The 23413-nt window shown below is 59.8% G+C and carries 21 protein-coding genes and 5 tRNA genes; 19 read left to right on the top strand and 7 right to left on the bottom strand.

The features are described 5' to 3' along the window. The first annotated feature begins 3 nt into the window (after positions 1-3). Both xth and ACEN8R_RS14150 read left to right on the top strand, forming a co-directional pair. Positions 4-798, top strand: coding sequence for an exodeoxyribonuclease III (gene xth, locus ACEN8R_RS14155; RefSeq protein ID WP_138867195.1), 795 nt, complete (start codon positions 4-6; stop codon positions 796-798). 113 nt (positions 799-911) lie between these two features. Then, complete coding sequence (locus ACEN8R_RS14150) at positions 912-1751, top strand: arylamine N-acetyltransferase family protein (RefSeq protein ID WP_018928113.1); 840 nt, start codon at positions 912-914, stop codon at positions 1749-1751. Positions 1752-1818: 67 nt separating this feature from the next. Here the strand turns inward: ACEN8R_RS14150 and ACEN8R_RS14145 are convergent, their stop codons facing one another. Both ACEN8R_RS14145 and ACEN8R_RS14140 read right to left on the bottom strand, forming a co-directional pair. Continuing rightward, positions 1819-2163 carry a BrnA antitoxin family protein gene (locus ACEN8R_RS14145; RefSeq protein ID WP_064616981.1) on the bottom strand — a complete coding sequence of 115 codons (345 nt, stop codon included), beginning with the start codon at positions 2161-2163 and terminating at the stop codon, positions 1819-1821. A gap of 3 nt (positions 2164-2166) precedes the next feature. Continuing rightward, positions 2167-2448: a BrnT family toxin gene (locus ACEN8R_RS14140; RefSeq protein WP_111453785.1), complete on the bottom strand. Its 282-nt coding sequence runs from the start codon at positions 2446-2448 to the stop codon at positions 2167-2169. A 254-nt stretch (positions 2449-2702) separates the two neighbouring features. Here ACEN8R_RS14140 and ACEN8R_RS14135 point away from each other — a divergent pair, with 254 nt between their 5' ends. Further along, entirely contained in the window at positions 2703-4220 is a 1518-nt protein-coding gene (locus tag ACEN8R_RS14135) for a nucleobase:cation symporter-2 family protein (protein ID WP_026286581.1), read from the top strand. Positions 4221-4324: 104 nt separating this feature from the next. Here ACEN8R_RS14135 and ACEN8R_RS14130 read toward each other — a convergent pair. Continuing rightward, positions 4325-4400 (bottom strand) — tRNA-Asn (locus tag ACEN8R_RS14130). Between the two features lie 227 nt (positions 4401-4627). On the opposite strand from ACEN8R_RS14130, the gene ACEN8R_RS14125 reads away from it, so the two are divergent. Further along, on the top strand, positions 4628-4858 hold the full coding sequence (locus tag ACEN8R_RS14125) for a hypothetical protein (protein ID WP_018928109.1): 231 nt from the start codon (positions 4628-4630) through the stop codon (positions 4856-4858). Here ACEN8R_RS14125 and ACEN8R_RS14120 read toward each other — a convergent pair. Together ACEN8R_RS14120 and ACEN8R_RS14115 are read right to left on the bottom strand one after the other, a co-directional pair. Then, complete coding sequence (locus ACEN8R_RS14120) at positions 4855-5055, bottom strand: hypothetical protein (protein ID WP_007935214.1); 201 nt, start codon at positions 5053-5055, stop codon at positions 4855-4857. The two genes, ACEN8R_RS14125 and ACEN8R_RS14120, sit on opposite strands and share 4 nt — an antisense overlap. 139 nt (positions 5056-5194) lie before the next feature. Further along, on the bottom strand, positions 5195-6391 hold the full coding sequence (locus ACEN8R_RS14115) for an amino acid aminotransferase (RefSeq protein ID WP_018928108.1): 1197 nt from the start codon (positions 6389-6391) through the stop codon (positions 5195-5197). Between the two features lie 336 nt (positions 6392-6727). On the opposite strand from ACEN8R_RS14115, the gene uvrB reads away from it, so the two are divergent. From uvrB to ACEN8R_RS14060, 11 genes are all read left to right on the top strand, one after another. Continuing rightward, positions 6728-8743, top strand: coding sequence for an excinuclease ABC subunit UvrB (gene uvrB / locus ACEN8R_RS14110; RefSeq protein WP_018928107.1), 2016 nt, complete (start codon positions 6728-6730; stop codon positions 8741-8743). 189 nt (positions 8744-8932) lie between these two features. Further along, a complete protein-coding gene (gltX, locus tag ACEN8R_RS14105; protein ID WP_018928106.1) occupies positions 8933-10414 on the top strand; it encodes a glutamate--tRNA ligase in 1482 nt (493 codons plus the stop codon). Positions 10415-10603: 189 nt separating this feature from the next. Beyond that, a tRNA-Ala gene (locus ACEN8R_RS14100) sits at positions 10604-10679 on the top strand. 79 nt (positions 10680-10758) lie between these two features. After that, positions 10759-10834: transfer RNA gene (locus ACEN8R_RS14095), tRNA-Glu, on the top strand. 53 nt (positions 10835-10887) lie between these two features. Continuing rightward, positions 10888-10963: transfer RNA gene (locus ACEN8R_RS14090), tRNA-Ala, on the top strand. Between the two features lie 80 nt (positions 10964-11043). Beyond that, positions 11044-11119, top strand: a tRNA-Glu gene (locus ACEN8R_RS14085). Between the two features lie 182 nt (positions 11120-11301). Next, positions 11302-11841, top strand: coding sequence for a TetR/AcrR family transcriptional regulator (locus tag ACEN8R_RS14080; RefSeq protein ID WP_019582113.1), 540 nt, complete (start codon positions 11302-11304; stop codon positions 11839-11841). 31 nt (positions 11842-11872) lie between these two features. Next, a complete protein-coding gene (locus ACEN8R_RS14075) occupies positions 11873-12706 on the top strand; it encodes an alpha/beta fold hydrolase (protein WP_018928104.1) in 834 nt (277 codons plus the stop codon). Between the two features lie 48 nt (positions 12707-12754). Continuing rightward, positions 12755-13192, top strand: a complete 438-nt coding sequence (locus tag ACEN8R_RS14070) for an acyl-CoA thioesterase (protein ID WP_019582115.1) — start codon at positions 12755-12757, stop codon at positions 13190-13192. Positions 13193-13289: 97 nt separating this feature from the next. After that, positions 13290-14249 carry a tRNA dihydrouridine synthase gene (locus ACEN8R_RS14065; RefSeq protein ID WP_064616984.1) on the top strand — a complete coding sequence of 320 codons (960 nt, stop codon included), beginning with the start codon at positions 13290-13292 and terminating at the stop codon, positions 14247-14249. Positions 14250-14380: 131 nt separating this feature from the next. Continuing rightward, entirely contained in the window at positions 14381-14827 is a 447-nt protein-coding gene (locus ACEN8R_RS14060) for an Hsp20 family protein (RefSeq protein ID WP_018928101.1), read from the top strand. 66 nt (positions 14828-14893) lie between these two features. On the opposite strand, the gene ACEN8R_RS14055 is transcribed toward ACEN8R_RS14060, so the two are convergent. Together ACEN8R_RS14055 and ACEN8R_RS14050 are read right to left on the bottom strand one after the other, a co-directional pair. Next, positions 14894-18172 (bottom strand): sensor domain-containing protein, encoded by a 3279-nt coding sequence (locus ACEN8R_RS14055; protein WP_026286580.1) that lies wholly within the window; start codon positions 18170-18172, stop codon positions 14894-14896. A gap of 83 nt (positions 18173-18255) precedes the next feature. After that, positions 18256-19146: a LysR family transcriptional regulator gene (locus ACEN8R_RS14050; protein WP_018928099.1), complete on the bottom strand. Its 891-nt coding sequence runs from the start codon at positions 19144-19146 to the stop codon at positions 18256-18258. Between the two features lie 159 nt (positions 19147-19305). Between ACEN8R_RS14050 and leuC the strand changes: the two genes are divergently transcribed. The 4 genes from leuC to leuB all read left to right on the top strand — a co-directional run bounded on the left by leuC (position 19306) and on the right by leuB (position 23369). Next, entirely contained in the window at positions 19306-20724 is a 1419-nt protein-coding gene (gene leuC, locus ACEN8R_RS14045) for a 3-isopropylmalate dehydratase large subunit (RefSeq protein WP_018928098.1), read from the top strand. Between the two features lie 11 nt (positions 20725-20735). After that, entirely contained in the window at positions 20736-21380 is a 645-nt protein-coding gene (gene leuD / locus ACEN8R_RS14040; protein WP_018928097.1) for a 3-isopropylmalate dehydratase small subunit, read from the top strand. Positions 21381-21467: 87 nt separating this feature from the next. After that, positions 21468-22235, top strand: a complete 768-nt coding sequence (locus tag ACEN8R_RS14035) for a class I SAM-dependent methyltransferase (protein WP_018928096.1) — start codon at positions 21468-21470, stop codon at positions 22233-22235. 51 nt (positions 22236-22286) lie between these two features. Next, complete coding sequence (leuB, locus tag ACEN8R_RS14030) at positions 22287-23369, top strand: 3-isopropylmalate dehydrogenase (protein ID WP_007935187.1); 1083 nt, start codon at positions 22287-22289, stop codon at positions 23367-23369. The last annotated feature ends 44 nt before the right edge of the window (positions 23370-23413 follow it).

Genomic DNA, 23413 nt, shown 5'->3' with positions numbered 1-23413 from the left:
ACCATGAACAACCTGAAAATCGCCACCTTCAACGTCAACGGCATGCGTGCACGCCTGCCCAATCTACTGGCGTGGCTGGCGCGGGAGCAGCCAGACATCGCCTGCCTGCAGGAACTCAAATCGGTGGACGGGGCATTCCCTGCCGCCGAGCTGGAGGCGGCCGGTTATGGCGCTATCTGGCAGGGCCAGGCGGCGTGGAACGGGGTGGCGATTCTGGCGCGCGATGCGCAACCGCTGGAACGTCGGCGTGGTCTGCCGGGCGATGACAGTGACACCCATAGCCGCTACATCGAAGCGGCCGTGCACGGGGTTCTGGTGGGGTGTCTGTACTTGCCCAACGGCAATCCGCAGCCGGGGCCGAAGTTCGATTACAAACTGGCGTGGTTCGAGCGGCTGATCTCGTACGCCAAGGACCTGCAGAGCAGCGAGCATCCGGTGGTGCTGGCCGGCGACTACAACGTGGTGCCCACCGATATGGACATCTACAACCCACGCTCCTGGCTCAAGGACGCGCTGCTGCAACCCGAGAGTCGTGCGTGTTATCAGCGTCTGCTGGATCAGGGCTGGACTGATTCCCTGCGCCATCTGTATCCAGAGGAGCGGATCTACACCTTCTGGGACTACTTCCGGCAGCACTGGCAGAAAAACTCGGGACTGCGCATCGATCATCTGCTGCTCAATCAGGCAGCGAGTCCTTATCTGCGAGAGGCCGGCGTCGACGCCTGGGTTCGCAACGAGTCTCATGCCAGCGATCACGCGCCGACGTGGATTCGATTGGGTTCACGCAAACGGCGATAGTTTTGGCGTGAGCGGCGATTGGCGAAATCAATTATCGGCCCGAGCACTTTTTCCCTTATACATGGCGGCCATCGGCGGAGCGATCCGCGGGCTCCATGCATAAGGATTGAGCGATGAGCGAACCACGACTGACAAATCTTGCGCTGTACCTGCAACGCCTGGGTTTCGACGCGCCCCCGGCGCCGACCCTGGAAACCCTGCGTCAATTGCAGTTGCGCCACACCGGTGCTTTTCCGTTCGAAAACCTCACCACGCTGTTAGGGCAACCGGTACTCATCGACCTGCCGTCCATCGAGCAGAAAGTCCTGCACGACGGCCGTGGCGGTTACTGCTACGAACTCAACAACCTGTTCCTGGCCTTGCTGCAGACGCTGGGTTTCGAGGCGCGCGGCATCACCGGTCGCGTGGTCATGAACCAGCCCGAAGGCGCATGGACCGCACGCACTCACCGCTTGAGCCTGGTGATCCTTGACGGCGTGCGCTACATCACCGACGTCGGCTTCGGCGGCATGGTGCCCACCGCACCGCTGATCCTCGACACCGAGGACGAACAGCTCACTCCCCACGAACCCTATCGCATCGAACAGCATGCAGACGGTTACACCCTGCGTGCCAACGTCGGCGGTGAATGGCGGGCGATGTACATCTTCGATCTGCAACGTCAGGAAGACATCGATTACACCCTCGGTAACTGGTACGTCTCGACTCATCCTGAATCGCCCTTCGTCAAACAATTGATGGTGGCGCGGACGGGGGAGGGATGGCGACGCACGCTGAACAATGGCAGTTTTGCCATTCACCGCTTGGGCAGCGAGAGCGAGCGGCGGCAGGTGACGGATGTGGATGAGTTGATCGGGTTGCTGGAACGTGAGTTCGACATTCGGGTGCCAGCGAAGGAGGCGTTGGAGCCGGTGCTGGAGCGGTTGATCGAGCCGGTGCCGCAGGCAAACTGAGCACCACGCGAAGGGCGGATCTGATCAATCCGCCCTTTTTTATTTGGCCGACTCAAGCGGTTTGTGTCTAGGAACGAACTTCTAGCTCCATCACGTGATGGATTTCGCTGAGGGCCTCTGACAATTTTTTCTCCAGGCTTTTCAGCTCCGAGGCGGTTATGCCTTTTTTGAAATGCCCGACGTTTGTACCTGCGGTGTTCTCATCGGGCTTCGCCGCTTTGCCTTTATCGCTGAGCAACACCTGGCGCAAAGTATTGTTGATCACTGTCTGGTAGCCATACCCCTCGTTTTCTGCCAGAGCGCGTGCAGCCTCTATGACGACATCGTCGAGCATGATGGTGATTCGGGTCTTGCCTTTGCTTGTGGCAATTGCTCCACGCTTGGCGTTGCTGAAGTCGTATTCGTCTTTCATCGTTCAAGCCTCCAAATAGTGGCGACGCTCGCCTTTGGTGGCGACGCGTGCGGAAATGATTCGCACGAAATTCGGGTCGCGATAGGTGTACGCAACGACCAGCAAGCGACCTTTGGCATCCAGCCCCATGATGATCCACCGCTGCTCATCATGATGGTTGTCCTGAAAAGTCAGGGCTCGTTCGTCATAAAACACCGGTTCTGTCTCTGCGAGGCTGATGCCTTGATGTTTTAGTTTGTTGGCCGCGTTCTTTGCCCTGTGATACTGAATCTCGAATGACTTCATTATGCATACTTTATATGTATAAGCGAGGAGGCGTCCGTGCCGGCGGTCGCTTGGAAAGCAAAAGATTAGCGGTGAGGAGGGATAGGGGCGCAGGGATGTATTTCAAGACGTTTGGGGTTGGAGGCGCTATGGCCAAAGGGTGGCGTGGACAAGTGTCCATAATCTGACTGGGCAGTTGTATACAACTCTATAGACAGTTGTCCTGAGTATTGAATACAGTGTGCGCATAACAAAAACCAGGGACCCCCCCAACCATGAAAACGCCCCATGTTTCACACCAACGGCCCGAGGACGAAAACCTTGGGATCGGCGCGAATATGGCTTATGGCCTGCAACACGTTCTGACCATGTACGGCGGTATCGTCGCGGTGCCTTTGATCATCGGCCAGGCGGCCGGGCTCTCGCCGGCAGACATCGGTTTGTTGATTGCTGCTTCATTGTTTGCAGGGGGGCTGGCGACATTGCTGCAAACCCTGGGTTTGCCGTTTTTCGGTTGTCAGTTGCCGCTGGTGCAGGGCGTGTCGTTCTCCGGCGTTGCGACCATGGTCGCGATAGTCAGCAGTGGCGGGGAGGGTGGCTTTCAGTCGATTCTCGGGGCGGTGATTGCCGCGTCGTTGATCGGTTTGCTGATCACGCCGGTGTTCTCAAGGATTACCAAGTTCTTTCCACCGCTGGTGACGGGCATTGTGATCACCACTATCGGCTTGACGCTGATGCCGGTGGCCGCGCGCTGGGCCATGGGTGGCAACAGCCATGCGCCGGATTTCGGCAGCATGGCGAACATCGGTCTGGCGGCGATGACGCTGGTGCTGGTGTTGCTATTGAGCAAGATCGGCAGCGCGACCATTTCCCGTTTGTCGATCCTCCTGGCGATGGTCATCGGCACGGTCATCGCTGTGTTCCTCGGCATGGCGGATTTCTCGTCCGTTACCCAAGGGCCGATGTTCGGCTTTCCGGCGCCGTTCCATTTCGGCATGCCGACCTTCCACTTCGCCGCGATCCTGTCGATGTGCATCGTGATCATGGTGACCCTGGTGGAAACCTCGGCCGATATCCTCGCCGTCGGTGAAATCATCGGCACCAAGGTCGACTCAAAACGCCTGGGCAACGGTTTGCGTGCAGACATGCTGTCGAGCATGATCGCGCCAATCTTCGGCTCCTTCACTCAGAGCGCCTTCGCCCAGAACGTCGGGCTGGTGGCGGTCACCGGGATCAAGAGCCGTTTCGTGGTGGCCACCGGTGGTGTGTTTTTGGTGGTGCTTGGGTTGCTGCCGTTCATGGGACGGGTCATCGCCGCCGTGCCAACCTCCGTACTTGGTGGCGCCGGCATCGTGCTGTTCGGTACCGTCGCCGCCAGCGGCATTCGGACGCTGTCCAAGGTCGACTACCGCAACAACGTCAACCTGATCATCGTCGCCACTTCCATCGGTTTCGGCATGATCCCTATCGCCGCCCCGAACTTCTACGACCACTTTCCCAGCTGGTTCTCGACGATCTTCCACTCGGGCATCAGCTCCTCGGCGATCATGGCCATCGTGCTGAACCTGACCTTCAACCACCTCACGGCCGGCAACTCGGACCAGCAATCGGTATTTGCCGCCGGTACTGAACGAGTCCTGCGTTATCAAGACCTGGCGGCGCTGCGGGAAGGGGACTACTTCAGCGAAGGTAAACTGCGCGACTGCGACGGGAATGAGATTCCGGTGGTGGAGATGGACCATGGGCACGCCGATTTGCGGGCGGTGCATGCGAAAAGCAGTGAGCATGTCTAAAGATAGATAGTCAAAAGATTGCGGTCTGCGATCTTTTGACTTTATGGCAAACACAAAAAAGCCCCTGAATCTTTCGATTCAGGGGCTTTTTCGGTTTTGCTGTCTGGCTCCACGACCTGGACTCGAACCAGGGACCCAGTGATTAACAGTCACTTGCTCTACCAACTGAGCTATCGCGGAATGGCGTGTATGTTACTGATTCAAAAAGAGAAGTCAAGCCTCTGTTGGCAATTTGATGTTTTCATCGGATCAGAGGGAGGTTTATCGGCCATCGGCGGTTACCAGAAGCGCGGGAGAGGTCTACCATGGCTGCCCGGAAGTGGTGACACGCGCTGCCGGCCCTCAGCCGAAAAGGTACGCGCCATGAATCACCCAGCCTTCACACCCCGAAACAGTGGGGTGTTCCCATGAGCATTGCTCAGATCAGCTTGCCCAAAGGTGTCGGCCCGCACGCCGAGAAACTGTTCGACGCAATCACTCAGGCCAGCACCGCTGAAGAACTGAACCGCGCAGGCGGCAAGGCCGAAGGTTTTGTCCTGGGCCTGGAAAGCACCAAGGCGATCAAAAGTCAGGTGGCCGAGTCGCTTTATGTCGCCTATGACGACGCGGCCAGCCAGCGTGCGAGCGAATTGGCCTAACCGCCAAAAGTGATAGTGCCGAGCATCAGCTTGGCATACAGCATCGTGGCGGCCAGTTGCACCAGCCACAAGGCCAGGCCGCCAAGGAACACGCCCGCGGCCACTTGCAGCACCAGGTTATTACCGCGTTTGGCCGAGGAGCGGGGCACGAAGTGGTCCAGTTCATCGCGGTCGGCGCGTAGGTCGTCGTTTTTCATGTGGGTTCTCGCAAGAATTCTCGGGTGTACATAAAGCCTGTGGGAGTTTAAAGGGCGCAGCGGCTGCTTTGAGATTTATCTGAGGCCAATAAAAAACGGGAAGCCGTTTTGGCTTCCCGTTTTCATGTCACGCGACGACTCAGATCACCTGAACGATGGCCTTGGTCACGGCGTCGATGTTGCTCTGGTTCAGCGCGGCAACGCAGATGCGGCCGGTGTCCAGGGCGTAGATGCCGAACTCGTTGCGCAGACGGGTCACTTGCTCAACCGTCAGGCCGGAGTAGGAGAACATGCCGCGCTGGCGACCGACGAAGCTGAAATCGCGCTGTGGAGCGTTTTTCGCCAGCAGGTCGACCATCTGGGTGCGCATGCCGCGAATCCGCAGACGCATTTCTGCCAGTTCTTCTTCCCACTGGGCACGCAATACCGGGCTGTTCAGCACAGCGGCGACGATGCTTGCACCGTGGGTCGGCGGGTTGGAGTAGTTGGTGCGGATCACGCGTTTGACTTGCGACAGCACGCGCGCGCTTTCTTCTTTCGATTCGCTGACGATCGACAGGGCGCCAACGCGCTCGCCGTACAGCGAGAAGGATTTGGAGAACGAGCTGGAAACGAAGAAGGTCAGGTTCGATTCGGCGAACAGGCGCACAGCGGCAGCGTCTTCATCGATACCGTCGCCAAAGCCCTGGTAGGCCATGTCGAGGAATGGAATGTGACCTTTGGCTTTCACCACGTCCAGCACGTTTTTCCAGTCCGCCGGGCTCAAGTCGACGCCAGTCGGGTTGTGGCAGCAAGCGTGCAGCACAACGATGGAGCCGGACGGCAGGGCGTTCAGGTCTTCCAGCAGGCCGGCGCGGTTAACGTCGTGGGTGGCGGCGTCATAGTAGCGATAGTTCTGTACTGGGAAACCAGCGGTTTCGAACAGTGCGCGGTGGTTTTCCCAGCTCGGGTCGCTGATCGCCACGACGGCGTTCGGCAGCAGTTGCTTGAGGAAATCGGCACCGATTTTCAGCGCGCCAGTACCGCCGACGGCCTGGGTGGTGATGACCCGGCCAGCAGCGATCAATGGCGAGTCATTGCCGAACAGCAGTTTCTGCACGGCCTGGTCGTAGGCGGCGATGCCGTCGATCGGCAAGTAGCCACGGGAAACGTGTTGAGCGGCGCGAATCGTCTCGGCTTCGACAACGGCGCGCAGGAGAGGGATTCGCCCTTGCTCGTCGCAGTAAACACCGACCCCCAGGTTGACCTTGGTGGTACGGGTATCGGCATTGAATGCTTCGTTGAGGCCCAGGATTGGATCGCGTGGTGCCATTTCGACAGCGGAGAACAGGCTCATTATTGCGGCGGCTCTGAATGGAGTGTGGAGGGACGTGTCGCGCTCCAGCCGAATGCACTAGAGCGGTGCACAAACGGGGAGCTAGTATAGAGGCCATCAGCGATTGATGGCGACAGGCGATTCGGCTTTTACGGTAAGTTTTTCCAATTATTTTTCGATCGTTGGTCGAGCGACGTCGTCAAAGGTTTTACCCGATGTAGGACGTTTGCCTTGAAAGGGATGGCAATCGGCTCCACATTGAGCACAATCCAGTTTTTTCCTCGGGCGACATCGGTCGTTTGCGGTCTTTCTCGTTCCTGTCCGGCTTAACCGGGCAAGAGTGAACCAGAGGTATGTATGTCTGAATTCCAGCTAGTCACCCGCTTCGAGCCCGCCGGCGATCAGCCGGAAGCCATCCGTCTGATGGTCGAGGGCATCGAGGCCGGGCTGGCGCACCAGACGCTGCTCGGTGTGACCGGCTCGGGCAAGACCTTCAGCATCGCCAACGTGATCGCCCAAGTGCAGCGCCCGACGCTGGTGCTGGCGCCGAACAAGACCCTGGCTGCGCAGTTGTACGGCGAGTTCAAGGCGTTCTTCCCGAACAACGCCGTTGAATACTTCGTCTCCTATTACGACTACTACCAGCCCGAAGCCTATGTGCCGTCGTCCGACACCTTCATTGAGAAGGACGCCTCGATCAACGACCACATCGAGCAGATGCGCCTGTCCGCGACCAAAGCGCTGCTGGAACGCAAAGACGCAATCATTGTCACCACGGTGTCGTGCATCTACGGTCTGGGCAGCCCGGAAACCTATTTGAAGATGGTGTTGCACGTGGATCGCGGCGACAAGCTCGACCAGCGTGCGCTGTTGCGTCGCCTGGCCGACCTGCAATACACCCGCAATGACATGGACTTCGCCCGGGCGACGTTCCGGGTGCGCGGCGATGTGATTGATATCCACCCGGCGGAATCCGATTTTGAGGCGATCCGCATCGAGCTGTTCGATGACGAGGTGGAAAGCCTGTCCGCCTTCGATCCGCTGACGGGCGAAGTCATCCGCAAGCTGCCGCGCTTCACCTTCTATCCGAAGAGCCATTACGTGACGCCTCGGGAAACCCTGCTCGACGCCGTCGAGGGGATCAAGGTCGAGTTGCAGGAGCGCCTGGAATACCTGCGCTCCAACAACAAGCTAGTGGAAGCCCAGCGGCTGGAGCAACGCACCCGTTTCGACCTGGAGATGATTCTGGAGCTGGGTTACTGCAACGGCATTGAAAACTACTCGCGCTACCTGTCGGGCCGTGCATCCGGCGAGGCGCCGCCCACGTTGTTTGACTACCTGCCAGCCGACGCCTTGCTGGTGATCGACGAATCCCACGTCAGCGTGCCGCAGGTCGGTGCCATGTATAAGGGCGACCGGTCCCGTAAGGAAACGCTGGTGGAATACGGCTTCCGCCTGCCATCGGCGCTGGATAACCGGCCGATGCGTTTCGACGAGTTCGAAGGCATCAGTCCGCAGACAATATTTGTCTCGGCCACACCGGGCAATTACGAGGCGGAGCACGCAGGGCGCGTGGTCGAGCAAGTGGTGCGCCCGACTGGCCTGGTGGACCCGCAGATCGAAATCCGTCCGGCGCTGACTCAGGTCGACGACTTGCTCTCGGAAATCACCAAGCGCGTAGCCCTGGAAGAGCGGGTGCTGGTCACCACGCTGACCAAACGCATGTCCGAGGATTTGACCGATTACCTGGCCGATCACGGCGTGCGCGTGCGTTATCTGCACTCGGACATCGACACCGTGGAGCGGGTCGAGATCATCCGTGACTTGCGCCTCGGCACCTTCGATGTGCTGGTGGGGATCAACCTGCTGCGTGAAGGCCTGGACATGCCGGAAGTCTCGCTGGTGGCGATTCTTGATGCGGACAAGGAGGGTTTCCTGCGCTCCGAACGCTCGCTGATCCAGACCATTGGCCGGGCGGCACGCAACCTTAATGGCCGGGCGATTCTGTATGCGGATCGGATTACTGGTTCCATGGAGCGGGCAATCGGCGAAACCGAGCGTCGTCGCGACAAGCAGATCGCCTTCAACCTGGCCAACGGCATTACGCCCAAAGGGGTGTTCAAGGACGTCGCCGACATTATGGAAGGCGCGACTGTGCCGGGTTCGCGCAGCAAGAAGCGCAAAGGCATGGCCAAGGCTGCCGAGGAAAGCGCCAAATACGAAGCCGAATTGCGTTCGCCGAGCGAGATCACCAAGCGCATTCGTCAGCTGGAAGAGAAGATGTACCAGCTCGCCCGCGACCTGGAGTTCGAAGCCGCGGCGCAGCTGCGCGACGAAATCGGCAAGCTGCGGGAGCGGTTGATCGCGGTTTGACGCTCCCTCTGTAGCAGTTGCCGAAGGCTGCGATCTTTTGATCTTGTTTTTACAGGCAAAGTCAAAAGATCGCAGCCTTGGCAGCTCCTGCGGCGCTTAAATCCCGCACTCACTGGAGCCGGGCGGCTATCGCCTGTTACCATTCGCCCCTTGTTTGATCTTCGCTTTTCATTCTTTTTGAGACATGCCATGACCACCGTCCGCACTCGCATCGCGCCATCGCCTACCGGGGACCCCCACGTAGGTACCGCTTACATCGCTTTGTTCAACTACTGCTTTGCCAAGCAGCATGGCGGTGAGTTCATCCTGCGGATCGAAGACACCGACCAACTGCGTTCGACCCGCGAGTCCGAACAGCAGATTTTCGACGCCCTGCGCTGGTTGGGTATCGACTGGAGCGAAGGCCCGGATGTCGGCGGCCCGCACGGTCCTTACCGTCAGAGTGAGCGCGGCGATATCTACCAGAAGTACTGCCAGCAACTGGTAGACATGGGCCATGCCTTCCCATGCTTCTGCACCGCCGAAGAACTGGACCAGATGCGCGCCGAGCAAATGGCCCGCGGTGAGACCCCGCGTTACGACGGCCGTGCGCTGTTGCTGTCCAAGGAAGAAGTCGCGCGCCGCCTGGCCGCCGGCGAACCCCACGTGATCCGCATGAAAGTGCCGACCGAAGGCGTGTGCGTGGTGCCGGACATGCTGCGTGGCGACGTCGAGATCCCGTGGGATCGCATGGACATGCAAGTGCTGATGAAGACCGACGGCCTGCCGACGTACTTCCTGGCCAACGTGGTCGACGACCACCTGATGGGCATCACCCACGTGCTGCGCGGTGAAGAATGGCTGCCTTCGGCACCGAAACTGATCCTGCTGTACGAGTACTTCGGCTGGGAACAGCCGCAGCTGTGCTACATGCCGCTGCTGCGTAACCCGGACAAGAGCAAGCTGTCCAAGCGCAAGAACCCGACCTCGGTGACGTTCTACGAGCGCATGGGCTTCATGCCGGAAGCGATGCTCAACTACCTGGGCCGCATGGGCTGGTCGATGCCGGACGAGCGCGAGAAGTTCTCCCTGCAGGAAATGGTCGACAACTTCGACTTGAGCCGCGTCTCACTTGGCGGGCCGATTTTCGACATCGAGAAACTGTCGTGGCTCAACGGCCAGTGGCTGCGTGACCTGCCGGTGGAAGAGTTCGCCGCTCGCGTGCAGAAGTGGGCGCTGAACCCTGAATACATGATGAAGATCGCGCCGCACGTGCAGGGCCGGGTTGAAACCTTCAGCCAGGTCGCACCGCTGGCTGGCTTCTTCTTCGCTGGTGGCGTGAATCCGGACGCTAAACTGTTCGAATCCAAGAAGCTCTCGGGCGATCAGGTTCGTCAGTTGATGCAATTGATCCTGTGGAAGCTGGAAAGCCTGCGTCAGTGGGAGAAGGACAGCATCACTGCAACGATTCAGGCGGTGGTCGAATCCCTGGAGCTGAAGCTGCGTGACGCCATGCCGCTGATGTTTGCTGCGATCACCGGGCAGGCCAGTTCGGTATCGGTACTCGACGCGATGGAAATCCTCGGTCCGGACCTGACCCGTTTCCGTCTGCGCCAGGCCATTGACCTGCTGGGCGGCGTGTCGAAGAAAGAAAACAAAGAGTGGGAAAAGCTTCTGGGCGCGATTGCCTGACGGCGTTTGACTCAGTAGGAGCTGCCGAAGGCCGCGATCTTTTGATCCTGATCTTCGGCGCTTCCCCCGAATTTACGGGGGGAGGGCGGTAAGTGATTGTTATGTCGGCAAAAAATTTTAAATTTTTTGAAAAATAAGTTTGACAGCTTTCCGATGCGCCATTAAGATTCGCCCCGTCCTCAGCGATGAGGGGCTATAGCTCAGCTGGGAGAGCGCTTGCATGGCATGCAAGAGGTCGACGGTTCGATCCCGTCTAGCTCCACCAATTTACACTTCAAGGTCTGGCCACACCGGCCTTGAAGCGATCAACACTCAGCGTTGATCAGTTGTATAGAAGGGTTTGCGTCCCCTTCGTCTAGTGGCCTAGGACACCGCCCTTTCACGGCGGTAACAGGGGTTCGAGTCCCCTAGGGGACGCCAGTTTTACAGAAGCGATGTTGCAAGATATCGCTCCGCCGCGAGGCGAAAAATCCGGGGCTATAGCTCAGCTGGGAGAGCGCTTGCATGGCATGCAAGAGGTCGACGGTTCGATCCCGTCTAGCTCCACCAATTTTACAGTTCAAGGTCTGGCCACACCGGCCTTGAATCGATCAGCTCTCAGCACTGATCAGTTGTATAGAAGGGTTTGCGTCCCCTTCGTCTAGTGGCCTAGGACACCGCCCTTTCACGGCGGTAACAGGGGTTCGAGTCCCCTAGGGGACGCCACGATTACCCGCTTTGCGGGATTTTTAAGGGTCATTCAATTATTGAATGGCCCTTTTGTTTGTCTGGCGTTTGGCCAAATCTCCTTTTTCCCCAACACTGTTCTTCAGACCAGCGGTCACATCCACGACTTGCGGAAAATTATTATGAGAATAATATTCTAGTCGTAATATTCGGAGGCAACGATGAACGATAAAAAAGCTCAAACCCGCGAACGCATCCTCAAGGCTGCCAGTGCAGCGCTGATCCAGCGCGGCCCGGCCGAGCCGAGCGTGGGTGAAGTGATGGGCGCGGCCGGGCTGACGGTCGGCGGTTTCTACGCGCACTTCGAGAGCAAGGACGCGTTGATGCTGGAAGCGTTCAAGCAGCTGCTCAGCCATCGTCGTGACTTGATCGCCGACATGGATGCCGAGTTGACCGGCGAAGAGCGTCGCGCGTTGGTCGCAGCGTTCTACCTGTCGCGCAAACACCGTGATTCCACCGAGCAGGCATGCCCGGTTCCAGCGTCGATCAGTGAACTGGGCCGTCTGCCGGACGAATTTCGTGTGGCGTTGAATGAACATATTGAATTGATGGTCGCGCAGTTGGCAGCCAGCCCGGAAGACATCGACAAGGTCTTGGCCGACATCGCCTTGATGGTGGGTGGTTTGGCGCTGGCGCGGGCGCTGGGGCCAGGAGAGTTGTCCGATCGATTGCTGCGCGCCGCCAAATCGGCGGTGCTGTGACCTAAAGGCATCCAGCCTGAGGAGATGGGCGATGAACACGTTGAGCTGGGTTCGTGGCGTTAATGGCACCTTGGGCTGGTTCGCACCGAAGCTGGTGGCGAGCAAGATGCGTCTGGCATTCATGACCCCGCGGGAGTTGCCGCCGCGTGATTGGGAATTGCCGCTGCTGGCGAAATCCGAGCGGATCACTTTGCGCTTCGGCCTCTCGGCGCTGCGTTGGGGACAGGGCCCGGCAGTGTTGTTGATGCACGGCTGGGAGGGCCGGCCAACGCAGTTTGCCGCGCTGATCACGGCGCTGGTCGATGCCGGTTACACCGTGGTCGCCCTGGACGGCCCGGCTCATGGTCGCTCGCCTGGACGCGAAGCCAATGTGGTGCTGTTCGCCCGGGCGATGCTTGAAGCAGCTGCTGAACTACCGCCGCTGCAAGCGGTAATCGGTCACTCGATGGGCGGCGCCAGCGCCATGCTCGCGGTGCAGTTGGGTTTGCGCACCGAAACCCTGGTCTCGATCGCCGCCCCGGCGCGAATCCTTGGGGTGCTGCGCGGTTTTGCGCGCTATGTACGCCTGCCGCCCAAAGCCCGTTCGGCGTTCATTCGTCAGGTCGAAAAAGACGTCGGCATGCGCGCCGCTGCGCTGGATGTCGCGCACTACCAGCTCGACATGCCTGGCCTGATTGTCCATGCCGAGGACGACAGCTTTGTCTCGGTCAAGGAGTCCCAATTGATTCACGAAGCCTGGTTCGACAGTCGCTTGTTGCGCCTGGAAGAGGGCGGTCATCAGCGGGTCCTGGCCGATCCGCGGGTGATCGATGGCGTGCTCTCGCTGCTGGCCGGTCGCAGCCTGCAATCGCGCCAATCGGCCTGAGCTTCCGTTACACTGCCCCGGTCGAAATAATCTGACCGGGAGTGGGGCATGGGCTGGGATCGGGCAACGCCGTTTATCATTGATCTGGAAGTGGGCGCCGAAGACATCGACGGGTTGGGCCACGCGAACAACGCGGTGTACGTGACCTGGCTCGAGCGCTGTGCCTGGCGTCACTCGCAGCGGCTGGGTCTGGACCTGGTCGAGTATCGGCGGCTGGACCGGGCGATGGCGGTGGTGCGGCACGAGATTGATTACCTGGCGGCGGCCTACGAAGGCGATGAGCTGCAGCTGGCGACCTGGATCGTCGATTGGGACCAGCGCCTGAGAATGACCCGACACTTCCAGCTGATCCGCCCCAGTGACAACTCGACGTTGCTGCGGGCGCAGACCACGTTCGTGTGCATCGAGCTGTCGACCGGCAAGCCCAAGCGCATGCCGGCGGAATTCATCGAGGGCTATGGCTCGGCGTTGCAAGTTCCAAGCTGACACAGTCCGCACATTTGCCACCGCCCGGTCTGACGAAATACCTTCTGCACGCCGAAACCAGTAAACTGCCGCACGTTTTTCGTTGAGTGTGTTTTTCATGCAAATTGCTTTGGCGCCCATGGAGGGGTTGGTCGACAACATCCTGCGGGACGTGCTGACCCGTGTGGGCGGTATCGATTGGTGTGTAACCGAGTTCATTCGGATCAACGATCAGCTGCTCACGCCTGCCTACTACCACAAGTTCGGCCCGGAACTGCTGACCGGCGCCCGTACCGCCTCCGGCGTGCCGCTGCGGGTGCAACTGCTTGGCTCCGATCCGGTGTGCCTGGCGGAAAACGCTGCACTGGCCTGCGAATTGGGTTCCGAAGTCATCGACCTGAACTTCGGCTGCCCGGCCAAGACCGTCAATAAGTCGCGCGGTGGCGCCGTTCTGCTCAAAGAGCCTGAGCTGCTCAATGAAATCGTCGAACATGTCCGCCGCGCGGTGCCAGCACACATTCCAGTGACCGCCAAAATGCGCCTGGGCTTCGACAGTCCCGATGGCTCGCTGGTTTGCGCCACAGCCCTGGCCGAAGGCGGTGCGGCGCACATCGTGGTTCACGCGCGGACCAAAACGGATGGCTACAAGCCGCCAGCTCACTGGGAATGGATCCCGCGGGTCCAGGACGTGGTCAAGGTGCCAGTGTTCGCCAACGGTGACATCTGGAGCGTGGAGGACTGGCGACGTTGCCGCGAGATCAGCGGCGTCGAAGACATCATGCTTGGTCGTGGCCTGGTGTCGCGTCCGGATCTGGCAAGGCAGATCGCTGCGGCGCGGGCCGGTGAGGAGGTCGTCGAGATGACCTGGGCCGAGCTGCTGCCGCTGATTCAGGATTTCTGGCTGCAAGCCAAGGCCCAGATGACACCACGCCAATCGCCGGGTCGCCTGAAGCAGTGGCTGGCAATGCTGACCCGTAATTATCCCGAAGCAGTAGAGTTGTTCGGCGTCCTGCGTCGTGAAACCGAGCTGGATCAGGTCTCGCGTTTACTGGGGTTGCAGGTGTCTGAAGCCGCCTGAGTCTGCTTGAAAAAAATCTGAAAATAATCTCTTGAAAAGTAATCAGCGGTCCTTATCTAAGGATTACGCGATGCCGAATTCGGGTCGCGGAGACAAAAAAACTTGCTGATTATGTTCAGGAGATTTGAATCATGAGTACTGCATTTTCCTTGGCCCCACTGTTCCGTTCCTCGGTAGGTTTCGACCGTTTCAACGACCTGTTCGAAACCGCCCTGCGCAATGAGCCAGGCAGCACCTATCCACCCTACAACGTTGAAAAATACGGTGATGATCAATACCGCATCGTTGTGGCGGCCGCCGGTTTCCAGGAAGACGACCTGGACCTGCAAGTAGAAAAAGGTGTACTGACCATCAGTGGCGGCAAACGTGACGCGGACGAAAACGTCACTTACCTGTACCAAGGCATCGCACAGCGCGCCTTCAAACTGTCGTTCCGTCTGGCGGACCACATCGAAATCAAGGCCGCCGAACTGCGCAACGGTTTGTTGAATATTGAGCTGTTGCGGGTGATTCCGGAAGAAGCGAAAGCCAAACGCATCCCGATCAATGGGGCGGAAAAACCGGCTCTGCAACACTAATCGGTCAGAGCAAATGAGAAGGGCGCCATCCACTGGCGCCCTTTTTTTGTCCGTTGGTAGCAGGGCTCATTTGAGCAGTTTCTGAAACTCCTCCACCAGCAACGGCCTGCTGTGCAAATACCCCTGATACAAATGGCAGCCCAGCCCTTGCAAGAACTCCAGTTGCTCCTCGGTTTCAACCCCTTCGGCAATCACTTCCAGCTCCAGGCTGCGGGCCATGGCGACGATGGCGCGAATGATTTCGGCATCGTTGGGGTCGGTGGTGGCGTCGCGGATGAACGACTGGTCGATTTTCAGGGTGTCGACCGGCAGGCGCTTGAGGTAGGTCAGCGAGGAGTAACCGGTACCGAAATCGTCCATGGCAAAGCTCACGCCGAGTTTTTTCAGGCGTCGCATTTTGCTGATGGTGTCGTCCAGGTTCTGGATGACGATGCCTTCGGTGATTTCCAGTTTCAGTAACGAGCAGGGCAGGTCGTGGCTGCCGAGGCTGTGCTCGATGCGTTCGACGAAGTCGTTCTGACGGAATTGCCGCGGGCTGATATTCACGCACAGGCTGAAATTGAGCGGGTCGATCAGGCCTTTGGCGATCAGGCGTTTGAAGGCCGCACAAGCTTCGTCGAGGATCCATGTGCCGACTTCCAGAATCAGCCCGCTGTCTTCCAGCACCTTGATGAACTCGGTCGGCGATTGCGCGCCCAGTTGCGGATGGTGCCAGCGCACCAGGGCTTCGGCGCCGGTAATGCGGTTGTTGCGGGCGTCCACCTGAGGCTGGTATTGCACGCTGAATTCACCCCGGGAAAGGGCCAGGCGCAGGTCGGTTTCCATGCGCAGGCGTTCGCTGGCGGCCTTCTGCATGGTGTTGTGATACATCTGCGTGGTGTTGCGGCCCGAGTCCTTGGCGCGGTAGAGGGCGATATCGGCGCGCTTGAGCAGGTCGGTCGGGGTCGAGCCGTGGTCGGGGATCAGCGCGATGCCGATGCTCGGCGTCACTTGCAGGCGCTGTCCATCGAGAAACATCGGTTCGGACAGCAACTCGCGCAAGGTATCCGCCAGTTCCCGGACTTGAGCGCTGACGTCGGTGCGCGAGCCTTCCAGGCCACTGAGCAGCACCACGAACTCATCGCCGCCCAGGCGTGCGACGGTGTCTTCCATGCGTACGCTGGCTTCAAGGCGCGCGGTGATGATTTTCAGCACCGTATCGCCCACCGGGTGGCCGAGGGAGTCGTTGATGTGCTTGAAGTGGTCGAGGTCGAGGAACATCAGGGCGCCACGCAAGTTGTGGCGCTTGAGCAGGGCGATCTGCTGGCTCAGGCGGTCCATCAGCAGCGCGCGGTTCGGCAGGTTGGTCAGCGGGTCGTGGTAGGCCAGGTGACGGATCTGCGCTTCGGCATTTTTCAGCAGGCTGACATCCCGGGCGGTCAGCAGCAGGCAGGCGGTTTCGTTGAGGGTGATCGGTTCCACCGAGACTTCGACGGTCAGCAACTCGCCGCGCTTGTTGCGCCCGAGCATTTCCAGGTGGTGAACCCGGCCCTTGATCTGTAGTTCGGCCAGCAACGCCGAGCGTTGTTTCTCCTCGGCCCAGATGCCGACCTGATACACCGTGCGGCCCACCACTTCATCGGCACGGTAGCCGGTCAGGCGGCAGAAGCCATCGTTAACCTCCAGATAGCGTCCAGTGTCGCGCTCGGTAATGGTGATGGCGTCGGGGCTTGAGTGGAAGGCCTTGGCGAACTTCTCCTCGCTGGCCTTGAGCGCCGCTTCCGAGCGTTGCTGTTGGGTGATGTCGCGCAGGGTGGTGACGATGCACGGCTGGTCGCCGACGCTGATCTGGCGGCTGGAGATCACGCAGGTCAGGGATTGCCCGTCCTTGTGTTGAACGATGATCGCCACATTGTTCAGGCCCTGCTCGCGGATGACCCGCTCGATCCTTTGCAGGCTTTTCGCCGAGGCGTCCCACAGGCCGATTTCGTCGGCGCTGCGACCGATGACGTCGGTGGTGCTCCAGCCGAACGTCTGGGTGAAGCTGGAGTTGATCTCGATGAAGTGGCCGGTGTCCTGGCGCGTGACGCAGATCGGGTCGGGGCTGACCTGGAACAACGTGGCGAATTTCTCTTCCGACGCTATCAGTTGCTGTTCGCGCTCTACTTGCTCGGTGATGTCCAGCAATGTGCCGGCCATGCGCAGCGGGTTGCCGTCATCATCGCGGTAGAGTCTGGCGCGGCTTTCCAGGTAGCGCGAACTACCGTCCGGCAGCTGCACGCGGTACGTCAGTTGATAATTGCCGGCGGGGCCTTCGCGTAAGCTGCGGTAAGCGTCGCGCATGGTGTCGCGTTCTTCACCGGGTACACCTTCGAAAAACGCATCGAAGGATTCATGGAAGGGTTTGGGCTCCAGGCCATGCAGCTGGGCGGCCCGCGCCGAGCCGTAAAGCATGCCGCTGGGGATGTGCCAGTCCCAGGTGCCGAGTTGTGCTGAATCCAGGGCCAGGTCGAGGCGTTCCTGGCTGTCTTTGAGGGCGTGCTCGGCGATTTTTCGTTCGGTGGTGTCAAGGAATGTGCTCAGCAGATAGGGCTGGCCTTCGAGCTCGACCTTTTGCGCGCTGAGAATGCCGTCGTGAACCTGCCCGTTGCTGGCGCGAAATTGCACCTCCATGTTGATCAGCTCACCTTTGGCCTTGGTGGCCTTGACCAGTTCCGCCCGTTGCTCCGGGTTGACCCAAAGGCCAAGCTCCAGTGTGGTTCGGCCGATTGCGTCTTGCACCGGCCAGCCGAACAGGCTTTCGAAATACTGGTTGGCTTCGCTGATCAGGCCGTCTTCCTGACGGGTCAGCAGCACCATGTTCGGGCACAGGTGAAACAGCGTGGCGAAGCGTTTTTCCGAGCTGCTCAGCGCTTGTTCACGCTGGCGCTGGTGGGTGATTTCACGGATGACCCCGATCATTCGTGGCCGGCCGTTTTTGTCCGGTAGCAGGCTGCCGTTGATTTCCAGCCAGTGCAGGCTGCCGTCGGGCCAGCGGATGCGGTGGTGCATGGCCTGCTCCAGCGGAGCGCCGGCGATCACTGCATTGAAGGCGCGGATGGCTTTCGCCCGATCCTCCTGGGGCAGCAGGTCGAGGTATTCCAGATCCTCGGGCAACGGTTGCCGGGGATCGAAGCCGAACAACGCCTGAGTACCCCGTGACCAGCTGATCTGTCCGCGCTCGATGTCCCAATACCAGGCGCCCAGTCGGGCGCCATTGAGGGCCGCGAGCAACTGTGGGGCGCTTTCCCAGCTCTGCTCGGACCGTTTTGGGTCAATTGCCTGAATTCGCGGCATTGGCGGCATACGTTCAACAGATTTGGGCATGGATGACAGGCCTTGGGCTGAATTGGGCGTTAGGCACAGGGTTTTGGGGCTCTATAGGCGTAGCACAAAAGAAGAAGCACAGCTTAGCCGCGAGTCCCTGGCTGATCGATTTGTGCATCCAGCAAAGCCATGAAGGCCTTTGCCGCGTTCGACAGCGTCCGTTCGGTGTGCAGGATATAGCCTAGCTGGCGAGTGAGCTGTATGCCCGGCAAAGGTATGCGCGCCACTTGCTCATCCAGCATGGTGCGCGGCAAAACGCTCCAGGCCAGGCCGATCGAGACCATCATCTTGATGGTCTCCAGATAATTGGTGCTCATGGCGATGTTCGGCGTCAGGCCCTGGGCCTCGAACAGGCGTTGCACGATGTGGTGGGTAAAGGTGTTGCCGCCGGGGAAAACCGCGGGGTGCAGGGCAATGTCCGCCAGGCTGACCGCACCGTTGCTGATCAGCGGATGCTCTGGGGCGGCCACGAAATCCAGTGGGTCGTCCCACACGGGCGTGGCCTTGACCAATGTGTGAGGTTCCGGTGCAAGGGTGATGACTGCCAGTTCAGCGCGGCCATGGAGGATTTCTTCGTAGGCCACTTCCGAATCGAGGAACTGAATATCCAGCGCCACTTGCGGGTAACGTCGGGTGAACTCCCTTAATAAGGGTGGCAAGCGATGCAGGCCGATGTGATGGCTGGTGGCCAATGTCAGACGACCGGTCACTTCGCCAGTCAGGTTGGTCAGGGCGCGGCGGGTGTCATCCAGTACATTGAGGATCTGATAGGCCCGTGGCAGCAAGGCGCGGCCGGCTTCGGTCAGGCCGACTTCCCGGCCCAGTCGATCGAACAGTCGCACCTTCAATTGCTGCTCCAGCCCGGCGATGCGCTTGCTGATGGCCGGTTGCGTCAGGTGCAGCCGTTCGCCGGCGCCGGAGAAGCTTCCGGTCTCGGCAATCGCGATAAAGGCGTTGAGGTTGGCGAGGTCCATAATGAGGTCTCAGTGGCATTCCAGTTGGTTATGCAAAGCATAAAAAATATGAATTTGAGTTATTTAATGTAACCCCCTAGGATCGACCTCACAAGCCAAGGGGTTATTGAATTACTCAAGATCCGGGGCATAGAAACAAGCTGATGAGGAAACCGTCTGATGGCCGGCAAAACGCTCTACGACAAGCTCTGGGATTCGCATTTGGTCAAGCAGCGCGACGATGGCTCTGCGCTGATCTACATCGATCGTCACATCATCCACGAAGTGACCTCGCCGCAAGCCTTCGAAGGCCTGCGTCTGGCCGGGCGCAAGCCTTGGCGCATCGATGCCAACATCGCGACCCCGGACCACAACGTACCGACCACCCCGGAGCGCAAGGGCGGCATCGAAGCGATCGTCGACCAGGTCTCGCGTTTGCAGGTTCAGACCCTCGACGATAACTGTGACGAATACGGCATCGTCGAATTCAAGATGAATGACGTCCGCCAAGGCATCGTCCACGTCATCGGCCCGGAGCAGGGTGCCACCTTGCCGGGCATGACCGTGGTCTGCGGCGACTCCCACACCTCGACCCACGGCGCATTCGGTGCCCTGGCTCACGGTATCGGCACCTCCGAGGTCGAGCACGTGCTCGCCACTCAGTGCCTGGTCGCCAAGAAAATGAAGAACATGCTGGTGTTGGTCGAGGGCAAATTGCCGTTCGGCGTGACTGCCAAGGACATCGTCCTCGCCGTGATCGGCAAGATCGGCACCGCCGGCGGTAATGGCCACGCCATCGAATTCGCCGGTAGCGCGATTCGCGACCTGTCCGTTGAAGGCCGCATGACCATCTGCAACATGTCCATCGAAGCCGGCGCCCGTGTTGGCCTGGTGGCCGCCGACGAAAAAACCGTGGCTTACGTCAAGGGCCGTCCATTTGCTCCGAAGGGCGCGGAATGGGATTTGGCCGTCGAAGCCTGGAAAGACCTGGTCTCCGACGCCGATGCCAAGTTCGACACCATCGTCGAGCTCGATGCCTCTCAGATCAAGCCGCAAGTCAGCTGGGGCACCTCGCCTGAGATGGTGTTGGCCGTGGATCAGAACGTACCGGATCCGGCCAAGGAAATGGACCTGGTCAAGCGCGATTCCATCGAACGCGCCTTGAAATACATGGGTTTGACCGCCAATCAGGCGATCACCGACATTCAGTTGGACCGTGTATTCATAGGCTCCTGCACCAACTCGCGGATCGAAGACCTGCGCGCCGCCGCGGTGATCGCCAAGGGCCGCAAAGTGGCTTCGACCATCAAGCAGGCCATCGTGGTGCCGGGTTCGGGGCTGGTGAAGGCTCAGGCCGAATCCGAAGGCCTGGACAAGATTTTTATCGAGGCCGGTTTTGAATGGCGTGAGCCTGGCTGCTCGATGTGCCTGGCGATGAACCCGGACCGTTTGGAGTCGGGCGAGCATTGCGCGTCGACCTCCAACCGTAACTTCGAAGGCCGTCAGGGCGCCGGTGGTCGTACCCACCTCGTCAGCCCGGCCATGGCCGCCGCCGCCGCGGTGAACGGTCGTTTCGTCGACGTCCGTGAATTGATCTAAAGGAGCGCAGCATGAAAGCTTTTACCCAGCACACTGGTCTTGTCGCGCCTTTGGATCGTGCCAACGTCGACACCGACCAGATCATCCCGAAGCAGTTCTTGAAGTCGATCAAGCGCACCGGTTTCGGTCCGAACCTGTTCGATGAGTGGCGTTATCTGGACGTTGGCCAGCCGTATCAGGACAACTCCAAGCGCCCGCTGAACAAGGACTTCGTCCTCAACGCCGAGCGTTATCAAGGCGCCAGCGTGTTGCTGGCCCGCGAGAACTTCGGCTGCGGCTCCAGCCGCGAGCATGCGCCGTGGGCACTGGAAGAGTACGGTTTCCGCAGCATCATCGCACCGAGCTACGCCGACATCTTCTTCAACAACAGCTTCAAGAACGGCTTGCTGCCGATCATCCTGAGCGACGCTGAAGTCGATGAGCTGTTCAAGCAGGTTGAAGCGAACCCGGGCTACCAGTTACAGATCGATTTGCAGGCCCAGACCGTGACCCGTCCGGACGGCAAAGTGCTGAGCTTCGAGATCGATGCCTTCCGTAAGCACTGCCTGCTCAATGGCCTGGACGATATCGGCCTGACTTTGCAGGATCACGAGGCGATTGCCACGTTTGAAGCCAAGCACCGCGCGAGCCAGCCATGGTTGTTTCGCGACGCCTGAGATTGATCTGGAATCGATGTAATCAGGGCCGGCCTCTTCGCGGGCAGGCCCAGACAGCGCAAGGTTAAACCTAAAAAGGAAGTCCCGATGACCAGCACCGCGCAGCACAGCCAGGTAGTCCAAAAACAATTCGGTGAACAGGCCTCGGCCTATCTGAGCAGCGCCGTACACGCTCAAGGCACCGAATTCGCGCTGCTACAGGCTGAACTGGCGGGGCAGGGCGATGCCCGGGTACTGGACCTGGGTTGCGGTGCCGGTCATGTGAGTTTTCATGTGGCCTCGCTGGTCAGGGAAGTAGTCGCTTACGACCTGTCCCAGCAGATGCTCGATGTAGTCGCCTCCGCCGCTGTCGACCGGGGTTTGAGTAATGTGACCACGGTCAACGGCGCCGCCGAGCGTCTGCCGTTCGCCGATGGCGAGTTCGATTTCGTCTTCAGCCGCTATTCGGCGCACCATTGGAGCGACCTCGGTGTGGCCCTGCGCGAAGTTCGCCGGGTGCTGAAGCCGGGCGGGGTGGCGGCGTTCATCGATGTGTTGTCGCCGGGCAGCCCGTTGTTCGACACTTACCTGCAAAGCGTCGAAGTGCTGCGCGACACCAGTCACGTGCGCGATTATTCTGCGGGCGAGTGGTTGCGTCAGGTCAGCGAAGCGGGGTTGCATACCCGCAGCACAACGCGCCAACGGTTGCGCCTGGAGTACACCTCCTGGGTCGAGCGCATGCGTACGCCGCAGGTGATGCGCGCGGCGATCCTCGAGTTGCAGCAATCGATGGGCAACGAGGTGCGCGAATATTTTGAGATTGAAGCCGATGGTTCGTTCAGCACCGATGTACTGGTGCTGATGGCTGAACGATAGAATTTTTCCGGGCGCACCCGCGGGTGCGCCGACTGATGACATGAGGAAAGCATGAGCAAGCAGATTCTGATTCTCCCAGGCGACGGTATTGGCCCGGAAATCATGGCCGAAGCGGTCAAGGTGCTGGAGCTGGCGAACGACAAGTACAGCCTGGGCTTCGAACTGAGCCATGACGTGATCGGTGGCGCCGCCATCGACAAGCACGGCGTGCCGCTGGCCGATGAGACCCTGGCCCGTGCACGCGCAGCCGATGCTGTGCTGCTGGGCGCCGTGGGCGGCCCGAAATGGGACACCATCGAGCGTGACATCCGCCCTGAGCGCGGTCTGCTGAAAATCCGTGCGCAACTGGGCCTGTTCGGCAACCTGCGTCCGGCGATCCTGTACCCGCAACTGGCCGAGGCTTCCAGCCTGAAGGCAGAAATCGTTGCTGGCCTGGACATCCTGATCGTCCGTGAACTGACCGGCGGTATCTACTTCGGCGCGCCACGTGGCGTGCGCGAGCTGGAAAACGGCGAGCGTCAGGCCTACGACACGCTGCCATACAGCGAAACTGAAATCCGCCGTATCGCCCGTGTCGGTTTCGACATGGCCCGCGTGCGCGGCAAGAAGCTGTGCTCGGTGGACAAGGCCAACGTGCTGGCCTCCAGCCAGCTGTGGCGTGAAATCGTCGAGCAAGTGGCCAAGGACTACCCGGACGTCGAACTGAGCCACATGTACGTCGACAACGCCGCCATGCAACTGGTGCGTGCACCGAAGCAGTTCGACGTGATTGTCACCGACAACCTGTTCGGCGACATTCTTTCCGACGAAGCGTCGATGCTCACCGGTTCCATCGGCATGCTGCCGTCGGCGTCGCTGGATGCCAACAACAAAGGCATGTACGAGCCGTGCCACGGTTCGGCGCCAGACATCGCTGGCAAGGGCATTGCCAACCCGTTGGCGACCATTTTGTCGGTGTCGATGATGCTGCGTTACAGCTTCAATCTGCAGGATGCGGCCGACGCCATCGAGAAGGCCGTGAGCCTGGTTTTGGATCAGGGTCTGCGTACGGGAGACATCTGGTCGGCTGGTTGCACCAAGGTCGGTACGCAGGAAATGGGCGACGCAGTAGTCGCCGCGCTGCGGAATCTGTAATCTCTCTGGCCCGCTGCAATTTTCAACCTTGAAAGCAGCGGCCC

The organism is Pseudomonas sp. Pseusp15 (assembly GCF_059492165.1).
The sequence above is the reverse complement of the archived record's forward strand: the minus strand, read 5'-3'. Positions and strand labels throughout refer to the sequence as shown.

Excerpts from the sequence above, each read along its gene's own strand:
- uvrB (WP_018928107.1), top strand. The coding sequence starts at position 6,728 with ATGTCTGAATTCCAGCTAGTCACCCGCTTCGAGCCCGCCGGCGATCAG.
- ACEN8R_RS14065 (WP_064616984.1), top strand. The coding sequence starts at position 13,290 with ATGCAAATTGCTTTGGCGCCCATGGAGGGGTTGGTCGACAACATCCTG.
- ACEN8R_RS14060 (WP_018928101.1), top strand. The coding sequence starts at position 14,381 with ATGAGTACTGCATTTTCCTTGGCCCCACTGTTCCGTTCCTCGGTAGGT.
- ACEN8R_RS14080 (WP_019582113.1), top strand. The coding sequence starts at position 11,302 with ATGAACGATAAAAAAGCTCAAACCCGCGAACGCATCCTCAAGGCTGCC.
- ACEN8R_RS14120 (WP_007935214.1), bottom strand. The coding sequence starts at position 5,055 with ATGAAAAACGACGACCTACGCGCCGACCGCGATGAACTGGACCACTTC.
- ACEN8R_RS14035 (WP_018928096.1), top strand. The coding sequence starts at position 21,468 with ATGACCAGCACCGCGCAGCACAGCCAGGTAGTCCAAAAACAATTCGGT.
- ACEN8R_RS14055 (WP_026286580.1), bottom strand. The coding sequence starts at position 18,172 with ATGCCCAAATCTGTTGAACGTATGCCGCCAATGCCGCGAATTCAGGCA.
- ACEN8R_RS14145 (WP_064616981.1), bottom strand. The coding sequence starts at position 2,163 with ATGAAAGACGAATACGACTTCAGCAACGCCAAGCGTGGAGCAATTGCC.
- ACEN8R_RS14135 (WP_026286581.1), top strand. The coding sequence starts at position 2,703 with ATGAAAACGCCCCATGTTTCACACCAACGGCCCGAGGACGAAAACCTT.
- ACEN8R_RS14115 (WP_018928108.1), bottom strand. The coding sequence starts at position 6,391 with ATGAGCCTGTTCTCCGCTGTCGAAATGGCACCACGCGATCCAATCCTG.
- ACEN8R_RS14075 (WP_018928104.1), top strand. The coding sequence starts at position 11,873 with ATGAACACGTTGAGCTGGGTTCGTGGCGTTAATGGCACCTTGGGCTGG.
- leuD (WP_018928097.1), top strand. The coding sequence starts at position 20,736 with ATGAAAGCTTTTACCCAGCACACTGGTCTTGTCGCGCCTTTGGATCGT.
- ACEN8R_RS14140 (WP_111453785.1), bottom strand. The coding sequence starts at position 2,448 with ATGAAGTCATTCGAGATTCAGTATCACAGGGCAAAGAACGCGGCCAAC.
- ACEN8R_RS14125 (WP_018928109.1), top strand. The coding sequence starts at position 4,628 with ATGAGCATTGCTCAGATCAGCTTGCCCAAAGGTGTCGGCCCGCACGCC.
- ACEN8R_RS14150 (WP_018928113.1), top strand. The coding sequence starts at position 912 with ATGAGCGAACCACGACTGACAAATCTTGCGCTGTACCTGCAACGCCTG.
- ACEN8R_RS14070 (WP_019582115.1), top strand. The coding sequence starts at position 12,755 with ATGGGCTGGGATCGGGCAACGCCGTTTATCATTGATCTGGAAGTGGGC.
- gltX (WP_018928106.1), top strand. The coding sequence starts at position 8,933 with ATGACCACCGTCCGCACTCGCATCGCGCCATCGCCTACCGGGGACCCC.
- leuB (WP_007935187.1), top strand. The coding sequence starts at position 22,287 with ATGAGCAAGCAGATTCTGATTCTCCCAGGCGACGGTATTGGCCCGGAA.
- ACEN8R_RS14050 (WP_018928099.1), bottom strand. The coding sequence starts at position 19,146 with ATGGACCTCGCCAACCTCAACGCCTTTATCGCGATTGCCGAGACCGGA.
- xth (WP_138867195.1), top strand. The coding sequence starts at position 4 with ATGAACAACCTGAAAATCGCCACCTTCAACGTCAACGGCATGCGTGCA.
- leuC (WP_018928098.1), top strand. The coding sequence starts at position 19,306 with ATGGCCGGCAAAACGCTCTACGACAAGCTCTGGGATTCGCATTTGGTC.